This window comes from Nocardia sp. NPDC058499 (assembly GCF_042719915.1).
Lineage (GTDB): Bacteria > Actinomycetota > Actinomycetes > Mycobacteriales > Mycobacteriaceae > Nocardia.
The window spans coordinates 224,854-246,640 of record NZ_JBHXMZ010000009.1 but is presented as its reverse complement, the minus strand read 5'-3'; the positions used below and the strand labels follow the sequence as shown (position 1 = coordinate 246,640).

The 21,787-nt window shown below is 67.6% G+C and carries 17 protein-coding genes; 8 read left to right on the top strand and 9 right to left on the bottom strand.

Going from position 1 to position 21,787, the window contains the following annotated elements:
- Positions 1–171: 171 nt before the first annotated feature.
- From ACFWPH_RS25930 to ACFWPH_RS25905, 6 genes are all read right to left on the bottom strand, one after another.
- Positions 172–1,893, bottom strand: coding sequence for a CocE/NonD family hydrolase (locus ACFWPH_RS25930; RefSeq protein WP_378754710.1), 1,722 nt, complete (start codon positions 1,891–1,893; stop codon positions 172–174).
- A 23-nt stretch (positions 1,894–1,916) separates the two neighbouring features.
- On the bottom strand, positions 1,917–2,858 hold the full coding sequence (locus ACFWPH_RS25925) for an MBL fold metallo-hydrolase (protein ID WP_378754709.1): 942 nt from the start codon (positions 2,856–2,858) through the stop codon (positions 1,917–1,919).
- Complete coding sequence (locus ACFWPH_RS25920) at positions 2,855–3,802, bottom strand: alpha/beta hydrolase (RefSeq protein WP_378754708.1); 948 nt, start codon at positions 3,800–3,802, stop codon at positions 2,855–2,857. The genes ACFWPH_RS25925 and ACFWPH_RS25920 overlap by 4 nt, the downstream gene beginning before the upstream one ends.
- A gap of 13 nt (positions 3,803–3,815) precedes the next feature.
- Complete coding sequence (locus tag ACFWPH_RS25915) at positions 3,816–4,928, bottom strand: FAD-dependent oxidoreductase (RefSeq protein WP_378754707.1); 1,113 nt, start codon at positions 4,926–4,928, stop codon at positions 3,816–3,818.
- Positions 4,929–5,017: 89 nt separating this feature from the next.
- Positions 5,018–5,968, bottom strand: coding sequence for a phosphotriesterase (locus tag ACFWPH_RS25910; RefSeq protein WP_378754706.1), 951 nt, complete (start codon positions 5,966–5,968; stop codon positions 5,018–5,020).
- A gap of 41 nt (positions 5,969–6,009) precedes the next feature.
- Positions 6,010–7,002 (bottom strand): phosphotriesterase, encoded by a 993-nt coding sequence (locus ACFWPH_RS25905; RefSeq protein ID WP_378754705.1) that lies wholly within the window; start codon positions 7,000–7,002, stop codon positions 6,010–6,012.
- Between the two features lie 327 nt (positions 7,003–7,329).
- Between ACFWPH_RS25905 and ACFWPH_RS25900 the strand changes: the two genes are divergently transcribed.
- The 7 genes from ACFWPH_RS25900 (at position 7,330) to ACFWPH_RS25870 (ending at position 16,991) form a co-directional block, all read left to right on the top strand.
- Positions 7,330–7,944, top strand: coding sequence for a TetR/AcrR family transcriptional regulator (locus ACFWPH_RS25900; protein WP_378754704.1), 615 nt, complete (start codon positions 7,330–7,332; stop codon positions 7,942–7,944).
- A 499-nt stretch (positions 7,945–8,443) separates the two neighbouring features.
- Entirely contained in the window at positions 8,444–9,571 is a 1,128-nt protein-coding gene (locus ACFWPH_RS25895; RefSeq protein WP_378754703.1) for a GAF domain-containing protein, read from the top strand.
- Between the two features lie 101 nt (positions 9,572–9,672).
- Positions 9,673–10,560, top strand: coding sequence for a hypothetical protein (locus ACFWPH_RS25890; RefSeq protein ID WP_378754702.1), 888 nt, complete (start codon positions 9,673–9,675; stop codon positions 10,558–10,560).
- Positions 10,557–12,905, top strand: coding sequence for a poly-gamma-glutamate synthase PgsB (gene pgsB / locus ACFWPH_RS25885; protein WP_378754701.1), 2,349 nt, complete (start codon positions 10,557–10,559; stop codon positions 12,903–12,905). The genes ACFWPH_RS25890 and pgsB overlap by 4 nt, the downstream gene beginning before the upstream one ends.
- A 26-nt stretch (positions 12,906–12,931) precedes the next feature.
- Complete coding sequence (locus ACFWPH_RS25880) at positions 12,932–15,076, top strand: CapA family protein (RefSeq protein ID WP_378754700.1); 2,145 nt, start codon at positions 12,932–12,934, stop codon at positions 15,074–15,076.
- A 29-nt stretch (positions 15,077–15,105) separates the two neighbouring features.
- A complete protein-coding gene (locus ACFWPH_RS25875) occupies positions 15,106–15,963 on the top strand; it encodes a hypothetical protein (protein ID WP_378754699.1) in 858 nt (285 codons plus the stop codon).
- A 254-nt stretch (positions 15,964–16,217) separates the two neighbouring features.
- On the top strand, positions 16,218–16,991 hold the full coding sequence (locus ACFWPH_RS25870; protein WP_378754698.1) for an oxidoreductase: 774 nt from the start codon (positions 16,218–16,220) through the stop codon (positions 16,989–16,991).
- Between the two features lie 41 nt (positions 16,992–17,032).
- Here the strand turns inward: ACFWPH_RS25870 and ACFWPH_RS25865 are convergent, their stop codons facing one another.
- Positions 17,033–17,929 (bottom strand): LysR family transcriptional regulator, encoded by an 897-nt coding sequence (locus ACFWPH_RS25865; protein WP_378754697.1) that lies wholly within the window; start codon positions 17,927–17,929, stop codon positions 17,033–17,035.
- Between the two features lie 490 nt (positions 17,930–18,419).
- On the opposite strand from ACFWPH_RS25865, the gene ACFWPH_RS25860 reads away from it, so the two are divergent.
- Positions 18,420–19,685, top strand: a complete 1,266-nt coding sequence (locus tag ACFWPH_RS25860; RefSeq protein ID WP_378754805.1) for a DUF2252 domain-containing protein — start codon at positions 18,420–18,422, stop codon at positions 19,683–19,685.
- Between the two features lie 54 nt (positions 19,686–19,739).
- On the opposite strand, the gene ACFWPH_RS25855 is transcribed toward ACFWPH_RS25860, so the two are convergent.
- Together ACFWPH_RS25855 and ACFWPH_RS25850 are read right to left on the bottom strand one after the other, a co-directional pair.
- The gene (locus ACFWPH_RS25855; protein WP_378754696.1) at positions 19,740–20,951 is read right to left on the bottom strand and encodes an RNA polymerase sigma factor; all 1,212 of its coding nucleotides are present in this window, start codon (positions 20,949–20,951) and stop codon (positions 19,740–19,742) included.
- Positions 20,948–21,346: a YciI family protein gene (locus tag ACFWPH_RS25850; RefSeq protein WP_378754695.1), complete on the bottom strand. Its 399-nt coding sequence runs from the start codon at positions 21,344–21,346 to the stop codon at positions 20,948–20,950. Before ACFWPH_RS25850 ends, ACFWPH_RS25855 begins: the two co-directional genes overlap by 4 nt.
- Positions 21,347–21,787 lie beyond the last annotated feature (441 nt).

Here is a 21,787-nt window from a genome sequence, read left to right as displayed (position 1 = left end):
AAACGCATGGAGCCGGGCACAGGCTCTTCACCCGAACCCGACGCCGAGTGTAATTTCTCTCGCGCGATCCGCCCAGGTCCGGAAGGAATATCACAGCAACACGTTTCGCCCACACGGCGAACCGCCGTGCAACATGCCGGCACAACGGCAACGCGACCGCCTCGGTGCCGGTTAACTGTTGCCTTTCGTCAGCGGCAGGACCAGTCGCGACGGGTGGGTAGCGTCGCGATAGATCTTGTGGGTGACCGGGCGGCCGACGGGTAGGTGGAACGCATCCGGCGGTAACAGCGCATTGTGGTCGTCGGCCAGTGGTTCGTCGCAGGACAGTTCCGTCACGAGTCGATGACCCGGGAGCAGCGTGGCCGCGAACGGGTACAGGCGCAGCACATACTCCTCGATCGCTCCCGGCTCGACCGGTACCGCGCGGGTATGCGGGTGGTACGGATCGCCTTCGGTGGTGCGCTCGTCCAGTTCGCGGTGTGAGGCCTTCAGGTAGCCGGTGGTGAGGAGTTGACGTGTACCGCCGGGAGCCTCATCCCACAGCCGTAGGATGAAATTCGTATCGTCCTGGTCGATTTCGGCGAAGATATGCGCGGCGCCGGTACCGATGAACTCGGTGGCTTCCGCGAAAGGTGCGGTGTGCCAGCGCAGCATCTCCACACTGTCGGTGACCGTGAGCGGCGCCTGATAGAAACCTTCGGGCGCCGCGTAACGCGCGCCCATCGGTTCGGGTTCGGGCGTGAGTTTGCCCCGCGGGCGCAGGTACAGCGACGTGTGGCCGATATCCTTCGGCGGCCAGCTGTCAGCGGTGACCCGCTCGCGTGAGCCCTCCACGAAGACCGTGACGGCGGGCTCGTCCATCACTCCGTTGTCGATGCCTTTGAGCCAGTAGTCGTACCAGCGGAACATCTTGTCGTGTTCCTCGACGAAGGGGCGCGACTGCATCGGCGGATACGGGCCGATATCGAGCTTCTTCGGGCCGCTCAGCCGGTGGAACAACTCGACGGTGGCGTCCATCGTCCAACCGCGCCCCTGATCGATCTGCAGGTAGACGGGAATGTCGATATTCGCGGCGAGGTTGACCGGGTTGCGCTCCTCGTACCATTCGCCGTCCAGCTCGTTCATGACGATGTCGAACCAGGCTTCGTGGTGCTTCGGATAGTTCAGTACGTGGACCAGGTTCGGCCAGGCGGCCACATCCGGGTCCGCGAGCCGGGCGGCGACCCGGGCGCGGATCTCCTCCGGCGAATACGTTTCCAGCATGCGCGATCTGGTGGTGTCGGTGAAGGCCCAGCCCGAGTCGCCGCCGCGTCCCTCGCGCGCGGCGCGCGGCATGAACCACATGATGCCGCCGTGGTAGGTGGTTTCGTAGAAATCGTAGTGGCCACCGGAAACGAAGATCGCCTTCAGATGCGGTGGGCGTTCGGCGGCGGCGAGGATCTGCATGGAACCGAAGTAGGAGATACCGATCATGCCGACATTGCCGTCGCACCAGGGCTGTTCGGCGACCCATTCGATGAAATCGTAGGCGTCCTGTCCCAGCGGTACCCCGCCGGCGTTGTAGTTGCCGATATGTTCGCCCCCGGACCCGCCGGACCCGCGCAGATCACCGATCACGTGCACGTAGCCCTCGCCGACGACGCGGGCGATATCACCGGCCTCGATACAGCCGTCCCACATCGGGCTGGGGCGTCGCTGCGGCGGCGTGGTGAGTGCGAGCGCCTGCAACTCCTTGCCGTACGGACTCAGCGCGACCAGCGCGGGCCGCGGCGTATCGGTGACACCCTGGTAGGTGTCGGCGACCAGCTCGACCCCGTCGCGCATCGGCACCCGCAGATCCTTCCGGATGTGGATGGTCTGCCCGCCGGCGTCGAAAGTGTGGAACTCGGCCATGAGTCGGTGACTCCTCTTCTGTGTCAGGACAACTGGTCGAACCGCAGACGATAGCCGTGCATCGAGGTGAAGAACGGCGAGGGTTCGAGGGTGGGGTCGCCGTGGTATCCGAGGTCGTCGGCGACCGCGGCGAACGGCGAGTACACCGAGCCGGTGGCCGGCAACCCCGCACAGAGGCACCGATGAGTGGATTCGTGGACGCGGTGCTCGATATCGAGACTCTGGTCGAGGGCCTCGCGCGCCTGGTCGCTGTCCAGCTCGACCTCGTAGGGTTCGCCGTTCGCGCGGCGGTACGGATGCCCGAGGTACAGGCGCCGCGGTCGGATTTCGTCGCGAAGACAGCGCAGACTCGCGCGGTAGGCGTCCGGGTCCGCGTAGCCGGGGAAACCGTTGGCGGCGCCGTGGACCTGCACGGCGTCACCGGCGAATACATCGTTCTGCCCGTCGAGGACGTAGGCGACCGAGCCCGGTGTATGTCCCGGGAGGGGATGCACCGACACCGTGACCTTCCCACCCAGCGACAGGGTCTCACCGCCCTCGACCAGTACCGCGGGCTCCATCTCACCGGAGATGACCGCATTCGTGACCTGGGCCTGTTTCGCCACGCCCGCGGGGTCGTTCAGGTACCGGCCCCGGCCGGCCGAGTACTCGTCGATATGCGCCTGCCGTGACCGCAGCAGTGGCGCATCGGCCGCGTGGATCACCACCCGGGCGCGACGCCCGGTGAGTTCCCACAGGGCATATGCCCCGCCGATATGGTCGATATGCCCGTGGGTCAGCAGGATCCAGCGCACATCGGCGATATCGCGGCCGAGTTCCGCCAGTGCCGGGGCCATGGCCTCGGCCGGTGAGGTCGCGATACCGGTGTCGATGATGGCCGGTTCGGGTGCGTCGACGAAGAAGCTGTAAAGGCCGAACCGCCCCCACGGCGAGAAGAGCGGATGGACTGCGACTTCCCGGGTCACGAGGCGCTCCGGCCGGTCAGGAACGCGGCGGTCTCCTCGAACACTCGCCGATACTCGGGAAGCCACGAGAAGTGCTGCACGAAACCGTGGTTGGCGCCCGGGTAGCGCGTCACCTGCACCGCGACCCCGGCCTGTTCGAGTCGCTCACCGTAGCGTTCGCCTTCGTCGCGCATCGGATCGTATTCGGCGGTGACGATCAGCGCGGGTGGGAGCCCGGAGAGGCCGGCACGTTTGATCGGTGAGACGAGCGGGTCGGCGGGGTCGGCGCTGCTGCCGGTGTAGAAGGCGTTGAAGGGTTTCAGCGCGGCGGTTTCGAGGCCGTAGCCTTGCGCGTTCTCCCGCAGGGAGGGATAGCGACCGAGGTCGAAGTCCAGGTCGAGGGAGGGATAGAACAGCACTTGACGGGTGACGCGGTCGAAACCGTCGTCGTGGGCCAGCGCGGTGACTGCGGCGACCATCCCGCCCCCCGAGCTGTCGCCCGCCAGGGCCAGGGTGGTGCCGTCCCAGCCCAGGTGGTGCGCACCGTCCCCGGCGACCCAGCGGACCACGCCGTAGCAGTCCTGGAGTCCGGCGGGATAGGCGTTTTCGGGTGCGCGCCGGTAACCGGCGGAGACGACCTTGTACCCGGTCGCCCGCGCCAGATGCCGCGCGATGTGGTCGTGGGTTTCGAGACTGCCGAGGAAATAGGCGCCGCCGTGGAAGTACACGAGCACGCCGTAGCCCGCGGGGGCTCCGGGCGGTTCGACCGGCGTGTAGATGCGCACGGGCACCTCCCCGGCCGGGGTCGCCGCGGTCATATCTTCGACGGCCGACAACGGGAGGCGCCGGTCGAGCGGTACGGCCTGGGCCTCCTCCCCCGCGCGCATGGCCGCCGGGTCCAGTGGACCCTCCGGCGGGGCGGGCAGGTCGGCGATCACCCGGGCGATTTCGGGATGCAGTGGCATAGCAGTGTTCTCCTTATTCCGCGGCCTGGGCGGGGGTCTTCTGGCCGGGGAACACGTCGTCGACCTCGTCCTCGGTCCAGCCGCGGCGCGAAATACGCTGCAGTTCATCGGTTACCGGTTTGCGGGTCGCCTGATAGGAGGCCAGCGCCGCCGCGACCGAATCCGCTGTGGACAGGGCATCGGCGAGTGCACTGCCGTCCAGGATCGCCGAATTCGCGCCCTGGCCCTGGTGGTGCAGCATCGAATGGGCCGCATCGCCCACCAGGACGACCGACTCCGAATGCCAGGTATCGACGGGGTCGATATCGTAGACGGCGCGCACGTTCACGGTGTCCAAATCCAGTGCGCGCGCGATATTCACGATCCGCTCGTCGAATCCCTCGACGGTCGCGACGATATCGTCCCGGGTGACCCGCGGCGCCCAGGTTCCGTCGTCGCACAGGGCGGTGATATCGAAGGACACCTGGTGGCGATGCCGCAGCGGCAGCAGATAGACCTTCGTCCCCTTACCGATGTACATCCGGAGGTTGTCGTCGACGACCATTCCGTAGGCGTCGTCGGCGGAGATCACCGCCCGATAGGCGTGCTCCCCCGAGAACACCGGGTCATTATCGCTGAACAGCTGCTGCCGCACCACGGATTTGATGCCGTCCGCGCCGATCACCAGGTCGGCCTCGACCCTCGCGCCGTTGGCGAAGGTGAGCACCGAGTGGTCACCGCGGTCCACCACAGTGTCCAGCTTGTGTCCGAGATGCACCATGCCCGGCGGCAGCACACCCAGCAGCGCATCGATGAAATCGCCGCGGTGGATCAGATGTGTGGTGGTCTGTTCGGTACGACCCGGCCATTCTTCGCGCATGATCTCGTCGCCGGTGGCGGTGCGGATTTCGAAGTAGTCGCTGCGCGAACTCACCGCCGCGATCGCATCGAAGATCCCCCACTGCCGGAAGCGTTGCATCGTGCCGGGGCGCAACCCGATTCCCGCGCCCACTTCCCGGATCTCGGTGGCCCGCTCGTACACATCGACCTGCGCCCCGAGCACACTCAATGCTTTGGCCGCGGCCGCGCCGCCGTATCCGGCTCCGACGACGGCGATCTTCAGTTTCTTCAGGTCGGCGGCTTGCATGGTCCTTCTCTCTGGACGGGCGCGGCGGTGCGCCGGACGGATACGCGTGCGCGACGGCACACCGGGCGTGCTGCCTCCGCGCGCACGGTTCACGCCTGGATGGTCAGGAACGCGGCGGGATTGTCGACGAACAGCGTGGTGAGGGTGGCCTCGTCGACCCCCGCGGCCCGCAGGTCGGGCATGAGGTCTTCGAAGAGGTAGTTCACGGTGTGGCCCTGCACGCCCGGCCAGCCGAGCGGGCTGCAGTTCGCGTCGGCGGAGGCGAGAGCTTTGTCCAGGTGGCGGTCGATGAAGCGGAGGAAATGGTCGAGGCGCTCCTTGCGAGGGCGGGCCCAGAACGGCGGATCCTCGAGTTCGGTTTCGTAGCCGAAGGTGTCGAAGCCGACCCGGCCGCCCTGTTCGGCGATCCAGGTATCGCGGGTCTTCTCGGCGTTCACACCGTCGTCGGCGTGGCCGAACAGGACGCGGTCCAGCGGAAGTTTCTCGTCGTGGAAGATCGCGATCGCGTTCTCGGCGTCGATGGCGAGATGGGTCAGGATGGGAACACCGGTGCGTAGTGCGGCGCGGGCGGCGGCACGGTAGATGCGTTTGTCCAGTTCGGTCATCCGGCCGCCGCGGCTCACGCCGACCTTGATGACCCCGGCGCGGCTACCGGTATCACCGATACCGACGGTGATCTCGTGCACGAAATGGTCGGTCAGGTAGTCCACGCTCGCCTGGGCGAAGAACGGCAGCGCGGTATCACCGCCGACGAAACCGGTGCAGGCCACGATATGGACGCCGGTTTTCGCGGACAGCGATTTGTAGTAGTCGACGTCGCGGCCGTTGCAGATACCGGTGACATCGACGAAGGTTCCACCGCCGTACTCGTGGAACTTCTGCAGCTTCGGCACGGTTTCGGCGTAACGCTGTTCGGGGGTTTTCCACCATTGCGTGTCCAGCTCGGAGCCGGGCATGCCGTATCCGATGTGCTCGTGGACGGCCACGATCCCCAGTTCTTCGGCCGGGATCGGGCCCAGCACGGTATTGACTCTCGACACAACACTCACCTTCGGGAAAGACGGATTTCGATGTCCGGCGCTCAGTGCACCGACAGCAGATCGCGTGGGTTGTCCACGAGGATTCGGTGGCGGTCCGCCTCGCTCAGGCCCTGCGCAGTGAGCAGCGGCACGAACGACGAAAGGACGTGGCCGAACGGGATATCGCGCCCCGGATGTCCTTTGGCGACACCGATCCCGTTGCCCGACAGCAGGATCCGGTTCGCGTATCCTGCGGCGACGAGGTCGAGCACCAGGGTGGCCCGCTCCTCGTCCCGGATATATCCGTCGTCCGCCGTCCCCACGTTGTCCACGGCGATATACGCCCCGCGTCGCACGATCTCCCCCGCGGCCCCGGCGGTCGCCGCGTCCGCACGGTCGAGCCCGCCGACCACGAGACGGCCGGCCGGTAGGTTCTCGTCGAGGACGATTTCGAGGTCGTGCACCGCGTCCGCGCCATAGCGCAGCGAAACCGCGACGCCGGTGGCCACAGCGGCCCTGGCCGCGCCGCGCAGCAGGCTTTCGTCGGTTGCCGTCGTTCCCGTCCGCGTCGAGGCGGTCACCACGAGCCCCGCGGCGCCACGGCGCTCCACCCGGGGCACCACCATGCCCTCGGTGATCTCCCTGGTGAACAGGTCGGCGAACTTTCCGGCCGGCCACGGTGTCGGCGGGTTGGTCTGCGGGGTGAGGAAATAGCCGCCCAGCATCTCCTCCGGACCCATCCCGGTCGAGGCGACGATATGCACACCGGTGGCCCGCGACAGTGCCTCGTACAGGCGCACGTCCCGGCCGTGGAACATCCCGGTGCTGTCGACGATCGTGCCGCCGCCCCGGGCACGGAATTCCCGCAGTTTCGCGGCCAGCGTTTCGAAGATCTCGGCGCGGTCGAGGGTGATATCGAAGGCGTACTCCGCTCCCGGCAACACCGAGAGCAAGGCCTCGTGCACGGCCACAACGCCCAGCTCATAGGCGGGGACGGGGCCGAGCACGGTGGTCACGGTATTGCGCACAGCAGTCCGTTCGCCGGTCACTGGCATGTCCTTTCGATGCCGACGTGGATCACGTCGATGTCTTTCTCTGTCGAGCGGCTGCCTCGCGCTCCGATGGCGCCTCCGGCTGATGGCCCGCGGTCGGGGCCGGTGACCGCGGTCACGCCGTCTCCATGAACGGTGCCACATTGCTTTACATGCTGTCAAGTAACCATCTTGCCCGTAAGTACACCTATAGCCACGTAAGGTGTCCGGCAGCTTTTCCGGGAACGCCGGGACGCGCGTCGGTTGACGCAGCGCAAAGAGTCCTACCGACCCGTACTCACAGCAGCCGGTGGGAACGGAATACAGTCACCGTGCATTAGGCTGACCTGCATGGCGAGGCTTCGGGAGGCACAGAAGGAGATGACGCGAAAGCTCCTGCTCGATGCCGGCGTGGAGCTGTTCGTATCGAAGGGGTACACGGCGACCAAGGTCGACGAGATCGCCTCGGCCGCCGGGACGACGCGAGTCACCTTCTACGCGTATTTCCCCTCGAAGGTCGACCTGATGAAAGCCCTCATCACCGAGCGGCTCAATGCGGCGCTCAACCGGATACCGTCCGCCGAACACGGAACGACCGAACGCGAACTGGTCGCCGTGGTCGAAGACGGTTCACGCGAACGGATCCGCGGCTGGCTCGCCGCCAGCGCACAACGCTGGGAGACGATCCGCCCCTACACCACCACGGCATTCGAAGCCGCCGCTGTAGATCCGGAGATCCGCGAACTGTTCGACGCCTGGCTGAACGAGGCCATCGGCGATATCGAGGACGGGCTGAACCGCGCGGACCGCTTCCCCGCCGGTACCCGGCGGTTGCGCAGCGTCCTCGCGATCACCGAACTCGACCACATCGCCCGGAACTGGACTTCCGGACAGTGGGGGGCCGGGTACCCGGAGATGCTGGACGTCCTCACCGAGAGCTGGACCGGGACCATCGGGCGCTCATGAGATCGGCTCGGCGCCGCTTCGATCGTTGCGCCGCAGCCGAGCCGTGTGCCGACCCTTCCGGAATACCGAGCGACGACGTCGCGGTCGGACACCGGCACACCACGGTTCCGTTTGCGACTTCTCGTGAAACTGCCCGGCGAAATAACGAAAGCAATTTCGCAATCGAACCCACCGGGCGGTAGACACAGTTTCCGGGCGCTTTTCCCGCCTGTCATGCACTGCCTATCCGGTTGGTGACCGGTGCCATGTTTACCGGGCAATCCTGTGACGGCTCTCCCACCGTCCAGCTCCACCGTTCACCCGCGAACAACCCGCACTTCGGTAAATGTTCGCATACCACCCTTTCCTCCTTCGCCTCACGCCTTATTTTTCTGTGTGGCCTGCGATTCCGGTGATTGTTTCGCAATTGTTTCTCGTGTTGTCCCGTGTTCACTTTCGTTTGTTTGCCTCGGTTCATCGGTAACGAATGCATATACCCGGAAACTCCGAGAGAAGGATGATGACGGCAACCGCCCGGCCGCCGGCCCACCCCGAGACCACCCCGGTGCCGCTGCCCGGAAAAGAACCCCTCGATATCCCGAGCGCCGTCGGCGAGCCGAGTCCCTTCTGTGCACGCATCGCCCGACTCGCAACAGTTGCGCTCGACGTTCCGGTGGCATTCGTCTCCGGTCTCGAGGCGAACGGATGGCTGGTACGTGGCGCGGTGGACCACGACGGCCACGATATCGCGCGGCAGTTACCGCTCGGCCGGCGTGCCGACGGCACCCGTGAGCCCTACGCCTCGATTCCCGGAATCCTCTCCTACCTCGAACATCCCCTGCACACGGCAGATGCGGTGGTCACCGGCGCACTCTGCGTCGCGGACCGCAGGCCGCGGCGGTGGAGCGACGCCGATAAGCGGCTGCTGGCCGAAATCGCCGGACTGCTCGTCCATCGGAGATCGATCGACGAGCCCGGCGGAGGCGGCCCCGAGGCCCCCGCGGTCACCCGTCGGCTGACCGGTGAGATCACCGCCCTGAGCGATGCGGTGCTATCGCTTGCCGAACTCGCGGAACAGCACGAGGATCCCCGGTTGCACCGTCTCGCAGCAGCGTCCCGTAAGCGGCTGGATTCCGTGACCGCATCGGCAGGAACACTGACCGAACAGTACGCGAGCACACCGGTGGTCCAGCGGTTCGAGATGCGGCAGGCAGTCAATCGCGCTGTGCGCGAAGCTGTTTTCATCTCGGGGCGCGGCCGGATCGCTGCCGATCTCGGTAGTGTCCCCCTGCCGGTATCCGGTGATCGGTTCGCGGCCGAGGGCGCGATCGCCCAGTTGATCACCGTGGTCCTGCACCACTCGTCCGACGGACGGGTGCGGGTGACCCTGCGGCCCGGCCGCCCGGAGGGCGGAACAGGAGATGCCGCGACCCTGTCGGTGACTGCCGTGGGAAGCGCGCTCCCGGTCGCGGCCGTAGCCCGGATCCTCGCACGCTTCCAATCACTGCACGGGTCGACCGAGGCGGACAGGCGATCGGATCTGAGGTTTGTCGACGGGAAGATCGTGGCCTCGGCCGCGGGCACCGAGGTGCGATCGAATCGAGCAGGGACCCTGGTCGTCACGCGCTGGCCGAGCGACCGTGCCTGACACGGCGTGGGCGGACGAGGCGATCCGCGGCGGAATCGGCACGGGGATTTTCCTTCTCGCGTATGCGATATCGCTGATTCGGTGGAAGCGGGGTGGAACAGATGAGCGGGGGCAGGACTCCGGGCTGGACTGAACAGCAGACCGGTATCGCCCTGTGCGCGGTTCTCGCGGCGGCCTGCGGGCTGCTGGCCGGAATCGAATCCGGGACATTCGGTCTGACAGCGCTCGGGATCACCGCGTTGTGCGCGCTGGCCGGGCTGGTTTTCGACGGCTTCATCGGATTGGTCGTCGGTTTGGTCTGCGCCACGGCAGCGGTCGCCCTGAAGCGGTATACCGGGATCTGGAATCCCGGCGAATTCCTGCCCGCGGTCGCTCTCGCCGCCTGTCTGCTCGCCCTGGGCTGGGCGGCCGGGCTGGCCGGAGCGCAGGCGCGGCGCGCGGCCCGGGCTGGTGACACCGGTAACGGGATATCCGCACCCGTGTACGGCTCACTCGGTCTGCTCACCGGCGAATATGCCCGGTTACGACTCGACGAGGAGATCGCGCGCGCCCGCGAACACCGCCGTCCGCTCGGCCTTCTGATCATCCGGGTGAATCTCGACGATCCCGGCCTGTCCCCGGCTGCCCGGCAGTCGGCCGGACGTGCGGTGGCGCGGCTGGTGGAAAGCCTGCTACGCGAAAGCGATGTGCCGTTCTCACTGTCGGAACAGGAGTTCGGGGCGATCCTCCCCGATACTGGTGCCACGACCGGTTGGAACGTCGTGGGTCCACTGCTCGATGCCGCCGGTCGCGCCACCTTCACGGACCGTTCCACCCAGCAGCGCCGTCCACTGTCGGAATGCGCCGAGCTGCAGACGAATCTGGTATTCCACACCGAACGGACACCGGATGCGGACACCTTGATCGCGCTGGCCCGCGAATCCACGCAAACGGCTCCCGCCGAAAACCGGGACCCGGCCGAAACCACCCGCCTCCGGGTGATCCTGTGAATCGCGCGGTTGCCGGTCTGCTCCTACTTCTCGTCATCGGTGCGGTGCTGCTGTTCTACTGGCGGATCTCGGTGCGGCGGCACCACAAACGCCTGCATCAGCTCGACCTGCGCCTGCACGTCAACGGAATCCGGGGGAAGTCGACCGTCACCCGGCTCCTCGCCGGCGTCCTGCGGGAGGGCGGATACGTCACCGTCGCCAAGACAACCGGAAGTGCCGCCCGGGTGATCGGGCCGTACGGCACGGAAACGCCGATCTTTCGCCGCGGTGCGGCGAATATCAACGAGCAGATCGATGTCGTGGCCGAGCACATCGACCGGAACGTCGAGGCACTGGTCATCGAATGTATGGCGGTACGGCCGCTGTACCAGGAGTATTCGCAGGACTATATGGTCCGCTCCGATATCACGGTGATCACCAATGTCCGGGAGGATCACCAGGAGGAGATGGGCGAAACACTGGAGCAGATCGCCGATTCCATGTCGGTGACCATTCCCCGCGGCGGTGTGCTGATCACCGCGGAGGATCGCCCTCATCTGCGGGAACGGCTGCGCAAGCGAGCCGAGGAACGGGGCAGCACCCTCGTCTACGCCGACCCGGCGGGCATCGACGACGAGGATATGCGCGGCTTCGACTATCTGCAGTTCAAGGCGAACGTCGCCGTGGGCCTCGCGGTCGCGCGGCTGGCAGGCGTCGGCCGGCAGGCGGCACTCGATGGCATGTGGAAATCGGTCCCCGATATCGGCGTGGTCCGCCTGCGCTCCTACGATATCCGCGGCAAATCGGTGTTGTGGGTGCCGATGTTCGCCGCCAACGACCGGGAAAGCGTGGTCCTGACCTTCGCGACACTGCAGGCCCAGTTCCCACCCGGCGCCACGGTGGTCGGCATTCTCAACAACCGCCGCGACCGAGGCCGGCGGGCCGAACTGTTCGCGCATCTGGTGCCCGACGATCTGGCGCAGTACCTGGATCATGTCGTAACCTTCGGCGCCTACGAAACGACGGTCACCAAGACGATGACGGAACGGGGATATGCCCCCGAACGCATCCATCAGCTCGGTGAGACCGTGCAGCCGAGCCTGGACGAAATCCTCGATACAGTCGCCGGACTCATCGACGGCGACAGCGGTGTGCTCGTGGGAATGGTCAACATTCATACCGATCAAGCCGAACTGCTGATCGACCATTTCCGAGAACTTCGCGGCGCGGATCACCGCGACGAAATGGACGAATCACGCGATCCGCGACGGGCGTCGCTGGGCGTGACCGGCTCCGTCGCGCGGCCGCGCGGCACAGCCGGGGCCCGGACGGCGCGCAGGCGGAGCGGCCGTATGTTTGATTACGGCTTCGCGCCCGAGGTCGTCCGTGTCGCGCTGGTGGTGGGCGTGGTGCTGAGCATGCTCTTCTACGAGCGTATGCAGCTCACCACCGGGGGTGCCATAGTCCCGGCTTATCTGGCGTTGAATGCCACCGCTCCGCTGGCCATCGCGGTGACGGTGGCGGTCGGGTACGTCACCTATCTGCTGGTCAGTGTGCTGCTGGCGAAGCGTCTGATCCTGTACGGGCGCCGCAAGTTCGAATGCGAGATGCTGGTCGGGCTCGGTCTCATCCTGATCTGTACCGTACTGGCCGGCATCCTGGGTGACTACGACCCCACACTGTTCGCCCTGGCCGGTATCGGATTCCTGGTGCCCGGGATCATCGCGCACGATATGTCCCGGCAGCAACCGGCGCGCACCACCCTGGCGATCGCCGCGACCACAGTTATCCTGATGGTCTTCCTGGTGCTCGTCGCCACGCTGATGTCCATCGCGCCCGGGGCGGAAAGCTCGGAAGGTGCCCAGCTGGCCTCGGTTCTCGGATATCCCCGCGAATTGCTGTTGCTGGCGGTCGCGTTGAGCGTCCTCGTGGGCATGCTGGTGTTCGGCACCGTCGGGTTGCGTTCCGGTGGTTTCATCACCGGCGCCTACCTCGCCCTGGTCGGCCCGCGGGTGGCGGATATCGTCTTCGCACTTGTCGTCGCGGTCCTCACCTGGTTCCTTGTGGTGCGGGTTCTCATGCCACGGCTGCTGATCTTCGGGCGGCGCAAACTGTCGACGATGGTGCTGGTGGGCGCGATCGTCGCGTGGGGCGCGGAGTTGCTCGTCATGGAATTCACGAAGGGTGATTACGTCCCCTGGCGCGGCCTGACCATCGCGACCCTGATGGTGCCCGCGCTGCTCGCCAACGATGCCCAGCGGCAGGGGTGGGAGCGCACCCTGTGGGGCTCCGCGCTGACCGCGGTGGGCGTTTTCGCCGGGACGAACCTCATCGCGGCCGCCGCGATCGCGGCAGGTGTGTTGTGAGGCGGGAACGAGGAGAAGGACCTGTTGTGAGTGCGCGGAGGAAGTTCGGGCGCTGGGCGCTACCGATGACAGCGACGGCGGTGGCCGTGGGGGCAGCGATCGCGGTCGGCGTGCAGGCGCCGGTGCGCATGGACTTCACCGCCCCGGACCCGGCCCGCACTCTCCGCGGCAGCGTGGTCGACGAAACGGGTAGGACCGTGCCCGATGCCACCGTGCGACTGGCCGGTTCGGTGGTCCGCAGCGACGAGAACGGGGGCTTCGCAATGCCACTCGACCGGCCGGCCCTCGCGGCGGCGGAGGCGTCCGGGCATCTGCCGCGTACCCAGGCCGTGGCCCCGGGCGAACACGCCCGGATCACACTCACTTCGCAGGCACCCGCGGCGCTCTCGCTCCGGTTCGGCGGGGATGTGATGTTCGGCGGCGGTTTCTTCGAACCGCAGGACAACCGGCCGGCGCTTCTCGGGCCGGAGGCGAACGTCGCCGATCACGCCGATCTGCTGGCTCCGGTCGCACCGCTGTTGCAGGACGCCGATCTCACGGCGGTGAACCTGGAAACACCATTGGTGCCGGAACCCGCTCTCGACCCCGGCGTGCCCAGGCCCGCCGGTTACCATCCGACCAAACGCTGGGTGCAGACCAGCGGTACCGAAGCGGCCGAGGCACTGCGCATATCGGGCGTGGATATCGTCTCGCTGGCCAACGATCACAGTTACGACGCACTGGGACCGGGACTACAGAGCACTGTCGAGGCACTGGACAAGGCAGGCGTGGCGCATTTCGGTGCGGGACACACCGAGGACGAAGCCTGGCGCCCCGCGATCGTCCACCGCGAACGCGGCTCGGTCGCTTTCCTCGGCTGTACCACCGTGGACGGCGAGACGACCCCTGTCCCGTATGTCGCCGACGAAGGCCGCGGCGGGGCGGCCGAATGTTCGACCGGGCGGCTGCAGCGGGCGGTCGCCGCGGCGCGCGCCCAGGCCGGCACGGTGGTCGTCATGATCCACGGCGGTAACGGATTCCGCCGCGAGCAGTCACCGACCGTGCGGCGGTTGCTCGCCGCCGCCACCGCGGCCGGTGCCGGGGTGGCAGTCGCCGGACACCCCCATGTGCTCGGGGGAATAACCTCCGCGGGCCCGTCGGTGTTGCTCGAATCGATGGGTAACCTGCTCTACGACCAGGAAAGTTCCGGTACCGCACTGGCGGCGCTGGCCCGCGTCGACATCCGTGGCGGGGTGCCGGTGCACACCGGGATCGATCCGCTGATACTCGACGGCTACCGCCCGCGACCGGTGGTCGGGGCCCTCGCCGATCATGTGGCCAGGGTCGCGGCGGGAACAGTGCCGGGCACCGCGCGTATGCGCGACCCCGGCGTCGCGATCGGCGTGCAGGCACCACCCGCTCCGGGCAGCGCCCAGCTCGCCCTACCGGCCCGTGCGCCCCGGCGACTGCCCCCGGGCCGATGGCTGGACGTGGACGGTGCGGCGCGCAACGTCCGCGCCGGATCGGACCTGCTGTGGGGGCGCGGCGCCTTCGAGAACATGTACACCGGCCCGGCCGGGGACCCGCGCGGGCCCGCCCCGGACTGGGAGTTCGGGCAGGCCGCGCGAAGAACGGCCGCGGCATCCTGCGTGGACCCGCTGGCGGCAACCCCAGCCGTGGACGGCCGATCCGCGGACGATGCAGGATGGGGGGAGAACGACAACTCCGCGGACAAGGGCGTCGATCTGGTACGCAGCCCGTTGAGTACCCGCGATGTCTACGTGGCGCCCGGCAAGCGGGTTCCGGTCGCACCGGGGCAGCAGTTGTCGCTGGTCGCCGAAGTGCGGTCGGCTTCACCCGGTTCACAGCTGGAATTGCGCTGGTACAACGCCCCCGCCGGGCACAGCGTGGGTTCGGTGGAGGTCGCGATACCCGAGGGCGAATGGCCGGCGGACGGATGCCGGCAGGTGCGGGTGGATGCGGTGGTGCCGCCCGGTGTCGTCGCCGCCCGCCCTTTCCTGCGGCTCGCGCCGCCCGATGATCCGCTGAGCGGGCCACGGCTCGCGGCCGACGATATCCGCCTGATCGCCTGGGCCGGCCCCGGCGCGGCCGGACGGGTGTTCGACACCGTCGAAGCCCCCACCCCGATCACCGTCCCGGTACGCACCGATGTCGAAGGAAGTGCCGAATGAGGTCCACTCGCCGTCGCATACTGCTGGGCATGGTCGTTGTGACCGGGCTCGCGGCATGCGGGCCACAGGAATCTGCCCCCGCCCGGCTGGAGTCGGTGGTGGCACGGGTCGTGGAGACCAGCCCCGACCGCGATTCCGGCGAATACCGGCCGCCGTCGCCCGAGACCGCCGCAGCCGTCGCGGCCGCGGTGACCGAACTGCTGGAATCGGGCACCGTCGACCGTGTTCCCGATACCTATCGGCTCGAGGACATCACCACGGGCGACGACGACACGCTGGAGGGGCTGGTCGAACAGGGCCGGCCCACCGCCGGCAACGGCCTCTACGTCGCGCGGCCGCCGTCCGCCACGCGCTCACCGGTGGTGGTGCAGATCCCCCACCCGGTGGCGGACAAACACACCGAAGATATGGGCACTCAGCTCTTCGCGGAAACCGATGCGCAGTTGTTCATGCTCGCCGGAGCGCACCGCAATGCCGGCGACGACAGCGCCGACGTCGCACACCGCGACGACAGCACCTTCGCCGCCGTCAACGATGCGGTGATCGGCGCGGATACGGTCGTCGTCCAGTTGCACGGTTTCTCCGCGGACAAACACGACGACGACTACGGCGAGGTAGTCCTGTCCAGCAGTGTCGACGAGCCCTCCCCGCTGCTGCGGCAAATGGCGGACGATCTGGAGGACAACGGTTTCGACACCTGCGTCTACAACGGCAAACGCTGTCGGCAATTGGCCGCGACAACCAATGTCCAGGCCGTGCAGGCCCGCGCGCGAGGCGCGGAATTCATCCATATCGAGGTCGACCACGATATCCGCGACAGCCGGTCGGACAGCCGGGAACTGGTCCGGGTCATCGGGGAAACGTTGCGGGCAGCCGGAGTCGGTTAGCGAACTGTGTTCCCGGGCGGGACAACCATGGTGTCACGGCCGGTTCCCTCGGTCACCGATGAGATCGGCCCCCTGCATAGGTAATCCCTATGGCGTCCACCGGTTTTTCGTCTTTGCTTCCGTTCCCGTTTCGGGCCTACGGTTGAAAAGCCCGACGGGGAGCGAAAGCGGAATCCCCGAAACAATTGCACTTCAGGCATATTCGTCTAATTCATGTCGGGCGTAGGGATACTCGATCGAAAGGAACGGTGGCAATGACCACTGTCGGAAACGCGCCGGCAACCGCAGAACTCGCCGGGAAACGGGCCCTTGTGACGGGTGGTTCCCGTGGAATCGGGGCGGCCGTCGTGCGCCGATTCCTGGACGCCGGCGCCGAGGTACTGGCAACCGCCAGAACGGCCCCGAATACCGTGCCGGACGGTGCCACGTTCGTGGCCGCCGATGTACGGACCAGGGCGGGGGCGGATGCACTCGCCGCGGCCGTCGACGGAACGCTCGGTGGCGTGGATATCGTCGTTCACAATGCGGGTGGTGCACGACCACACCGGGGTAGTTCGGCCATTCCCGATGCTGAGTGGCTGGACGCGCTGAATCTCAACCTGCTGGCCGCGGTGCGGCTCGACGCGCTGCTCACACCAGGGATGCTGGACCGGGGTTCGGGGGCGATCGTCCATATCTCCTCGGCTGCCGTCCCCGCCCCGGTGGCACAGTTCCTGCACTACACCGCGGCGAAGGCGGCACTGGAGAACTACAGCCTGGGCCTGGCGACGGAGCTGGCACCGTTCGGGATCCGGGTCAACACCGTTTCGCCCGGACGGACCGCGACCCCCGGCGGCGAGACGACGCGGGCACAATGGGCAGACCTGGACCGGGCGGCAGCCGGAGTGGACACTCCGGCCGTTCCGCTGGGACGCGAAGGCCGGCCTGACGATATCGCCCACGCGGTGATGTTCCTGGTCTCCGACAAGGCGAGCTGGCTCACCGGGGGCAGTCTCGTCGTGGACGGCGGCGAGTTCCACCGGGGCTGATACGTACGGCCGGTTCCGGCAGTGCGAGCCCGCCGGCCCGGTCAGGGCGCCGCCGCGAAGCGGTCGGAATCGGCCCAGCTCTCCCGGCGCAACAGCTCGAGCAGGGACGCTTCCGCCGGGCCCGCGCCGCGCCGGACCACCGCGACCACAGGCTGCGACACGATCGGGAACACCGGCCGCGCGAGATGTTCGTAGCCGTGGGGCACCGCGGAGGCCGGCACGAGCGTCACGCCCAGCCCGTGGGCGGCCCAGCGCACGGCCGTCACCGTCTGCGATACCCGGCCGACCGTGCCCGGGGTGAGCGCGTTATCGCCCAGCACGGCCGTCAGCACGCCGTCGAGCGCACTGTCTTTACCGAACCGTATCCACGACTCCTCCCCCAGCTCGCCTAGTTCGACCCGGTCCGCGGCGAGCTGCGGGTGCCCGGCGCCCAGCACCACGACGAATTCCTCGGCACCGAGGGGATACGCGTTCTCGGGGGTTTTCTCGCATTTCGCCATCAGGGCGAGGTCGAGCGCACCCCGGCGGCACAGCTGGTCGAGTTCGGCGGCGCTCGGCTCCTCGAAGACGGTGGCCTCGACCCGGGGAAAGCGGCGGCGCAGCGCGTCCAGTGCGCGCGGCAGCTGCCGCGCACCGAAGCCCAGTTGCACCGCGACCACCAGTTCGCCGGCCAGCTCGGCGGAATCGGCCCGGGCCGCGGCTTTCGCCCGCCGCGACGCGTTCACGGCGACCGCCGCCTCCCGCAGGAACGCACGTCCGGCCACCGTCGGCACCAGCCCGGCCGGGGTACGCGCGAACAACTGGACGCCGAGGTCACGTTCGAGGCCGCGGATCTGCTGCGATATCGACGGCTGCGCTACATGCAGCAACTCCGCTGCCGCTGTCACCGAGCCCGCTTCGGCAACGGTGAGGGCGTACTCGTACTGGCGCAGCGTCATCCGTCATCCTCCCGAGGTGAACCCAGCTCACCCGTTTTCGCCGTGTGTCCGGTAACCCGGGACGGGCCGCCGCCCGCCCGGGGGCTTGCCCGCCTGCGCAGGCAATGCCCCAGTTCACCGGAACCGGATTCCGGGCCGCCGTATTCCGCGGCCCGGCCGGAGAACACCGGCACGCATCAGCTATCCAGTGTTTTCGGAGCAGCACCGCGACCACGACGGGATCGCAGTATCCGGGCATCGCCCGATGAACCCGCCGCCTGCCGCGACAACGGCGACAGATCGCGGCGGCTCGAGTCCGCGGCGCAGTGGGCGTGGCAGATCCGGTTCTGGCACGATCGAAGCCGGTACCGCCGCCCGGCGCCGCGGCGGCAACGACGGCACGACGAGAGGACCGGCCCACACCGTGGATACGCATTCCGGGACGAGCGAGCACACCCCGCACGATCGCAAAGCCGAGATCGTCGAGGTCTTCACCGACGCCTTCGGTGACATGATCGCCACCGATCCGGACGCCTTCCGCAAGAAATTCCGCAAGATGGCCGATAACCCGTTCGCGTTCTACCGCGGTTCGGCGTGCCTCTTCTACCACGATATGGCAGCCATCGACGATCCGTGGGCCGATGAACGCACGGGCCGGATCTGGATCCAGGCCGATCTGCATGCGGAGAACTTCGGTACCTATATGGATTCCGCGGGCCAATTCGTTTTCGATGTCAACGATTTCGACGAGGCCTATCTCGGCGCGTTCACCTGGGATATCAAACGGTTCTGCGCCAGTGTGGCGCTGCTGGCCCGCCGGAAAGCGGTATCCGATGCCGATATCGAGGAATTGATCGCGACCTATGCACGCTCCTACGTGCGTATGGTGCGCGCCTTCCACGACGGCAGCCGCGACGAACAGGATTTCAAACTGCACCTGCGGAATACCACGGGCCCGGTGCACGATGTGTTGCTGGATGCCCGGATGAATACGCGTACCGCACTGCTGGCCGGCACCACGGTCGTCGAGAACTACGAGCGCCGGTTCCGGCCGGGCAAGGGGGTCCGGACTCTGGACGACGACGAACGCGCACTGGTACTCGACGCGTTCACCCGGTACCTCGACACCATCCCGGAGCACAAACGCTTCCGCAGCATCACCTACGAAGTCAAAGATATTGTGGGCCGCAAGGGTTTCGGGATCGGGTCGGCAGGACTGCCCGCCTACAACATCCTCGTGGAGGGGCAGACCGAGGCCCTGGAGAACGATGTGATCCTTTCCATGAAACAGGGAAATGTGGCCGCACCCAGCCGGATCGTGCGCGACGAGCGGATCCGGAAATATTTCCGTCACCACGGGCACCGCACCGCCGTCTCCCAGCGCGCGCTCCAGGCCCACGCCGATCCGTGGCTCGGTTACACCGAGATCGGCGCGGAGGGCTATATCGTCTCCGAACTCTCCCCGTATGTGAGCGACCTCGACTGGTCCGACCTCACCGAACCCTCCGAGATGCGGCCGGTCATCGAGTATCTCGGCCAGGCCACCGCGGGGATGCACTGTGTCTCCGACGCCGACTCCGAGCAGACCCTGGTCGATTTCCAGAGCGAAGAAGCGATCATGGCGGCCATCGGCTCCCACGAGACGGAGTTCGTCCGCGATATGGTCGATTTCGGTCAGAGCTACGCCCGCCGGACCCGCGCGGACCACGAGCTGTTCATCGATGCCTTCCGCAACGGCGAGATCCCCGGCCTCGAACGAGCGACCCGGGACACCTGACCTACCACCTCGCCCGGTGGGGCGAACCCAGGCCGGGGAGCAGCGGAAGTGCTGCTACTGCCCGCCCAGAGCATCGCGTGCCCGTATGAGGAACTGGCGTTCGGCAGTATCGTGTGACAGGTCGATCGCCTTGGTGTAGGCGACGTACGCCTGGTCGATGCGGCCGAGCAGACTGCACAGGTGGGCGCGGACCGCCCAGGCGGGCTGGAACCGCCGGTCGTCGACCTCGGAGTCGAGGATCGACAGCCCGGCGGCGGGCCCGTGTACCCGGGCAGCCGCCGCGGCGAGTGAGGTCGCGCTGCCGAGCGTCGGGGCGAAACGGTGCAGCGCGCGATGGGCGTCGAGGAGAACGACGGGATCGGCGCCGGCGCCTTCGGCCGCCTGGATCGCGGCCTCGAGCTGATACCGGCCGAGGGTCGCGAACGAATACGCGCGGCGGAGATGAGCGTGGCCGCGCGCGACGAGATCGGCGTCCCAGCGACCGCGGTCCTGACGTTCCAAGGGAATGTAGTTACCCGTGGCATCGGTGCGCGCGGCCGCGCGGGCCGTGCACAGGTCGATGAGGGCGGCGAGGCCATGTGCCTCGGGGTCGTCGGGCAGGACCTGGGTGAGTACTTCGGCCAGGTGGAGTGCCTCCCCGGTCAGCGACTCGTTCCGTTCGCGGCCGGTGGTGTGCCAGTCGATGGCGAATGCGCCGTAGACGGTTTCCAGCACCGCGTCCACCCGCGCCGGTAGCTCGGCACGCTCCGGCACGCGGAACGGTATGCGCGCCTGCCTGATTCGCTTCTTTGCGCGGGTCAGGCGCGCCGCCATCGTCGCGGTGGGCACGGTGAACGCCCGGCCGATCTGTTCGGCGGTGCAACCCAGCACGGTGTTGAGCATCAGCGGGGTCCGGGTCGGCCCATCGATGGCCGGGTGGGCGCAGACGAACATGAGCTCGAGCCGGCGGTCCTCCAGTGCGTCCGGATCGATCCGGTCCAGCAGGCCCGGATCGTGGAACACCGGGTCGAGTGCGACGGTGCGGCGGACGGGTGCCCCGGTGACGACATCACGGATGCGGTTGCGGGCCACCGTGAGCAACCAGGCGTCGGGGTGGGCGGGGATACCCTCGACCGGCCAGTGCCGTACCGCCCGTTCGAAGGCATCGGCCAGAGCGTCCTCCGCCATGGACACATCGCCGCAGCGGGCGGCGAGCAACGCCAGCAACCGGCCGTAGGAGGTGGGGGGCGCGTCGGCGGCCCGCACCATCGCCTCTGTACGACTCACGCCGTCGAATCTCCGGCGACACACGACGCCGTCCATTCTCCGGCGATACACGCAGTGGCCACGGGCCGCACCTCCAGCGTCCCGTAGGTCGCGGCCGGGCATTTCTCGGCCCAGCCGAGCGCGGCATCCAGATCGGGGACTTCGAGGACGAACACCCCGGCCAGCGCCTCCTTCGTCGCGGCGAACGGGCCGTCCTGCACCTGCAATGTGCCCGTGCGCCTGGTCACGGTGGTCGTCGCCGCCTGCGGAAACAGGATATCTCCGCCGACGAGCACCCCGGCCTCCTGCAATGCTCGCCCGTAGGCATCGAATGCCCGCTGCATTTCCTCGATCGCCGCCGCGGGAATCTCGCCCTCGGCCGGCTCCTCGTTGTGGATCAGAAACGCGTATCGCATCGGTTCCTCCTTCATCAGGGGCCGGATCCAGTATCCGTGCGTTCACCCTTGCGCAGAGATGACGATCCAGTGCCGGGCAAATCGACACTTCCGCGCGGAAAAGACGGCCGGACCGTAATCCGCGCCCGCGACCGCTCGAACCGCACCCGGCCCAAACCGCGACCGGCCCGGGCCCGACCCGAACCGGCCTGGAGCCTCATCCGCGTAATGACCCGGGTGGCGCGGCTCCGTCCCCGGTCATCGCGACCAGCTCACACCGTCCGTGCCGCCGGAGCTTCCGGCGCCCCGGCACACCCTGTTCGGGTCGGCCCAACCCGATAGGGTTCGGCTCGATTCGGCCCGATGATCCGGGAGAAGCCGGCCAGGCCACCGACCGAGCATCGCCCAGCTCGAGCAGTCCGCGCTATCCGAGCATCCGCACCCCCGACGCCGGCTCGGGAC

Excerpts from the sequence above, each read along its gene's own strand:
- ACFWPH_RS25930 (WP_378754710.1), bottom strand. The coding sequence starts at position 1,893 with ATGGCCGAGTTCCACACTTTCGACGCCGGCGGGCAGACCATCCACATC.
- ACFWPH_RS25920 (WP_378754708.1), bottom strand. The coding sequence starts at position 3,802 with ATGCCACTGCATCCCGAAATCGCCCGGGTGATCGCCGACCTGCCCGCC.
- ACFWPH_RS25915 (WP_378754707.1), bottom strand. The coding sequence starts at position 4,928 with ATGCAAGCCGCCGACCTGAAGAAACTGAAGATCGCCGTCGTCGGAGCC.
- ACFWPH_RS25905 (WP_378754705.1), bottom strand. The coding sequence starts at position 7,002 with ATGCCAGTGACCGGCGAACGGACTGCTGTGCGCAATACCGTGACCACC.
- ACFWPH_RS25900 (WP_378754704.1), top strand. The coding sequence starts at position 7,330 with ATGGCGAGGCTTCGGGAGGCACAGAAGGAGATGACGCGAAAGCTCCTG.
- ACFWPH_RS25895 (WP_378754703.1), top strand. The coding sequence starts at position 8,444 with ATGACGGCAACCGCCCGGCCGCCGGCCCACCCCGAGACCACCCCGGTG.
- ACFWPH_RS25890 (WP_378754702.1), top strand. The coding sequence starts at position 9,673 with ATGAGCGGGGGCAGGACTCCGGGCTGGACTGAACAGCAGACCGGTATC.
- ACFWPH_RS25875 (WP_378754699.1), top strand. The coding sequence starts at position 15,106 with ATGGTCGTTGTGACCGGGCTCGCGGCATGCGGGCCACAGGAATCTGCC.
- ACFWPH_RS25870 (WP_378754698.1), top strand. The coding sequence starts at position 16,218 with ATGACCACTGTCGGAAACGCGCCGGCAACCGCAGAACTCGCCGGGAAA.
- ACFWPH_RS25865 (WP_378754697.1), bottom strand. The coding sequence starts at position 17,929 with ATGACGCTGCGCCAGTACGAGTACGCCCTCACCGTTGCCGAAGCGGGC.
- ACFWPH_RS25860 (WP_378754805.1), top strand. The coding sequence starts at position 18,420 with ATGATCGCCACCGATCCGGACGCCTTCCGCAAGAAATTCCGCAAGATG.
- ACFWPH_RS25850 (WP_378754695.1), bottom strand. The coding sequence starts at position 21,346 with ATGCGATACGCGTTTCTGATCCACAACGAGGAGCCGGCCGAGGGCGAG.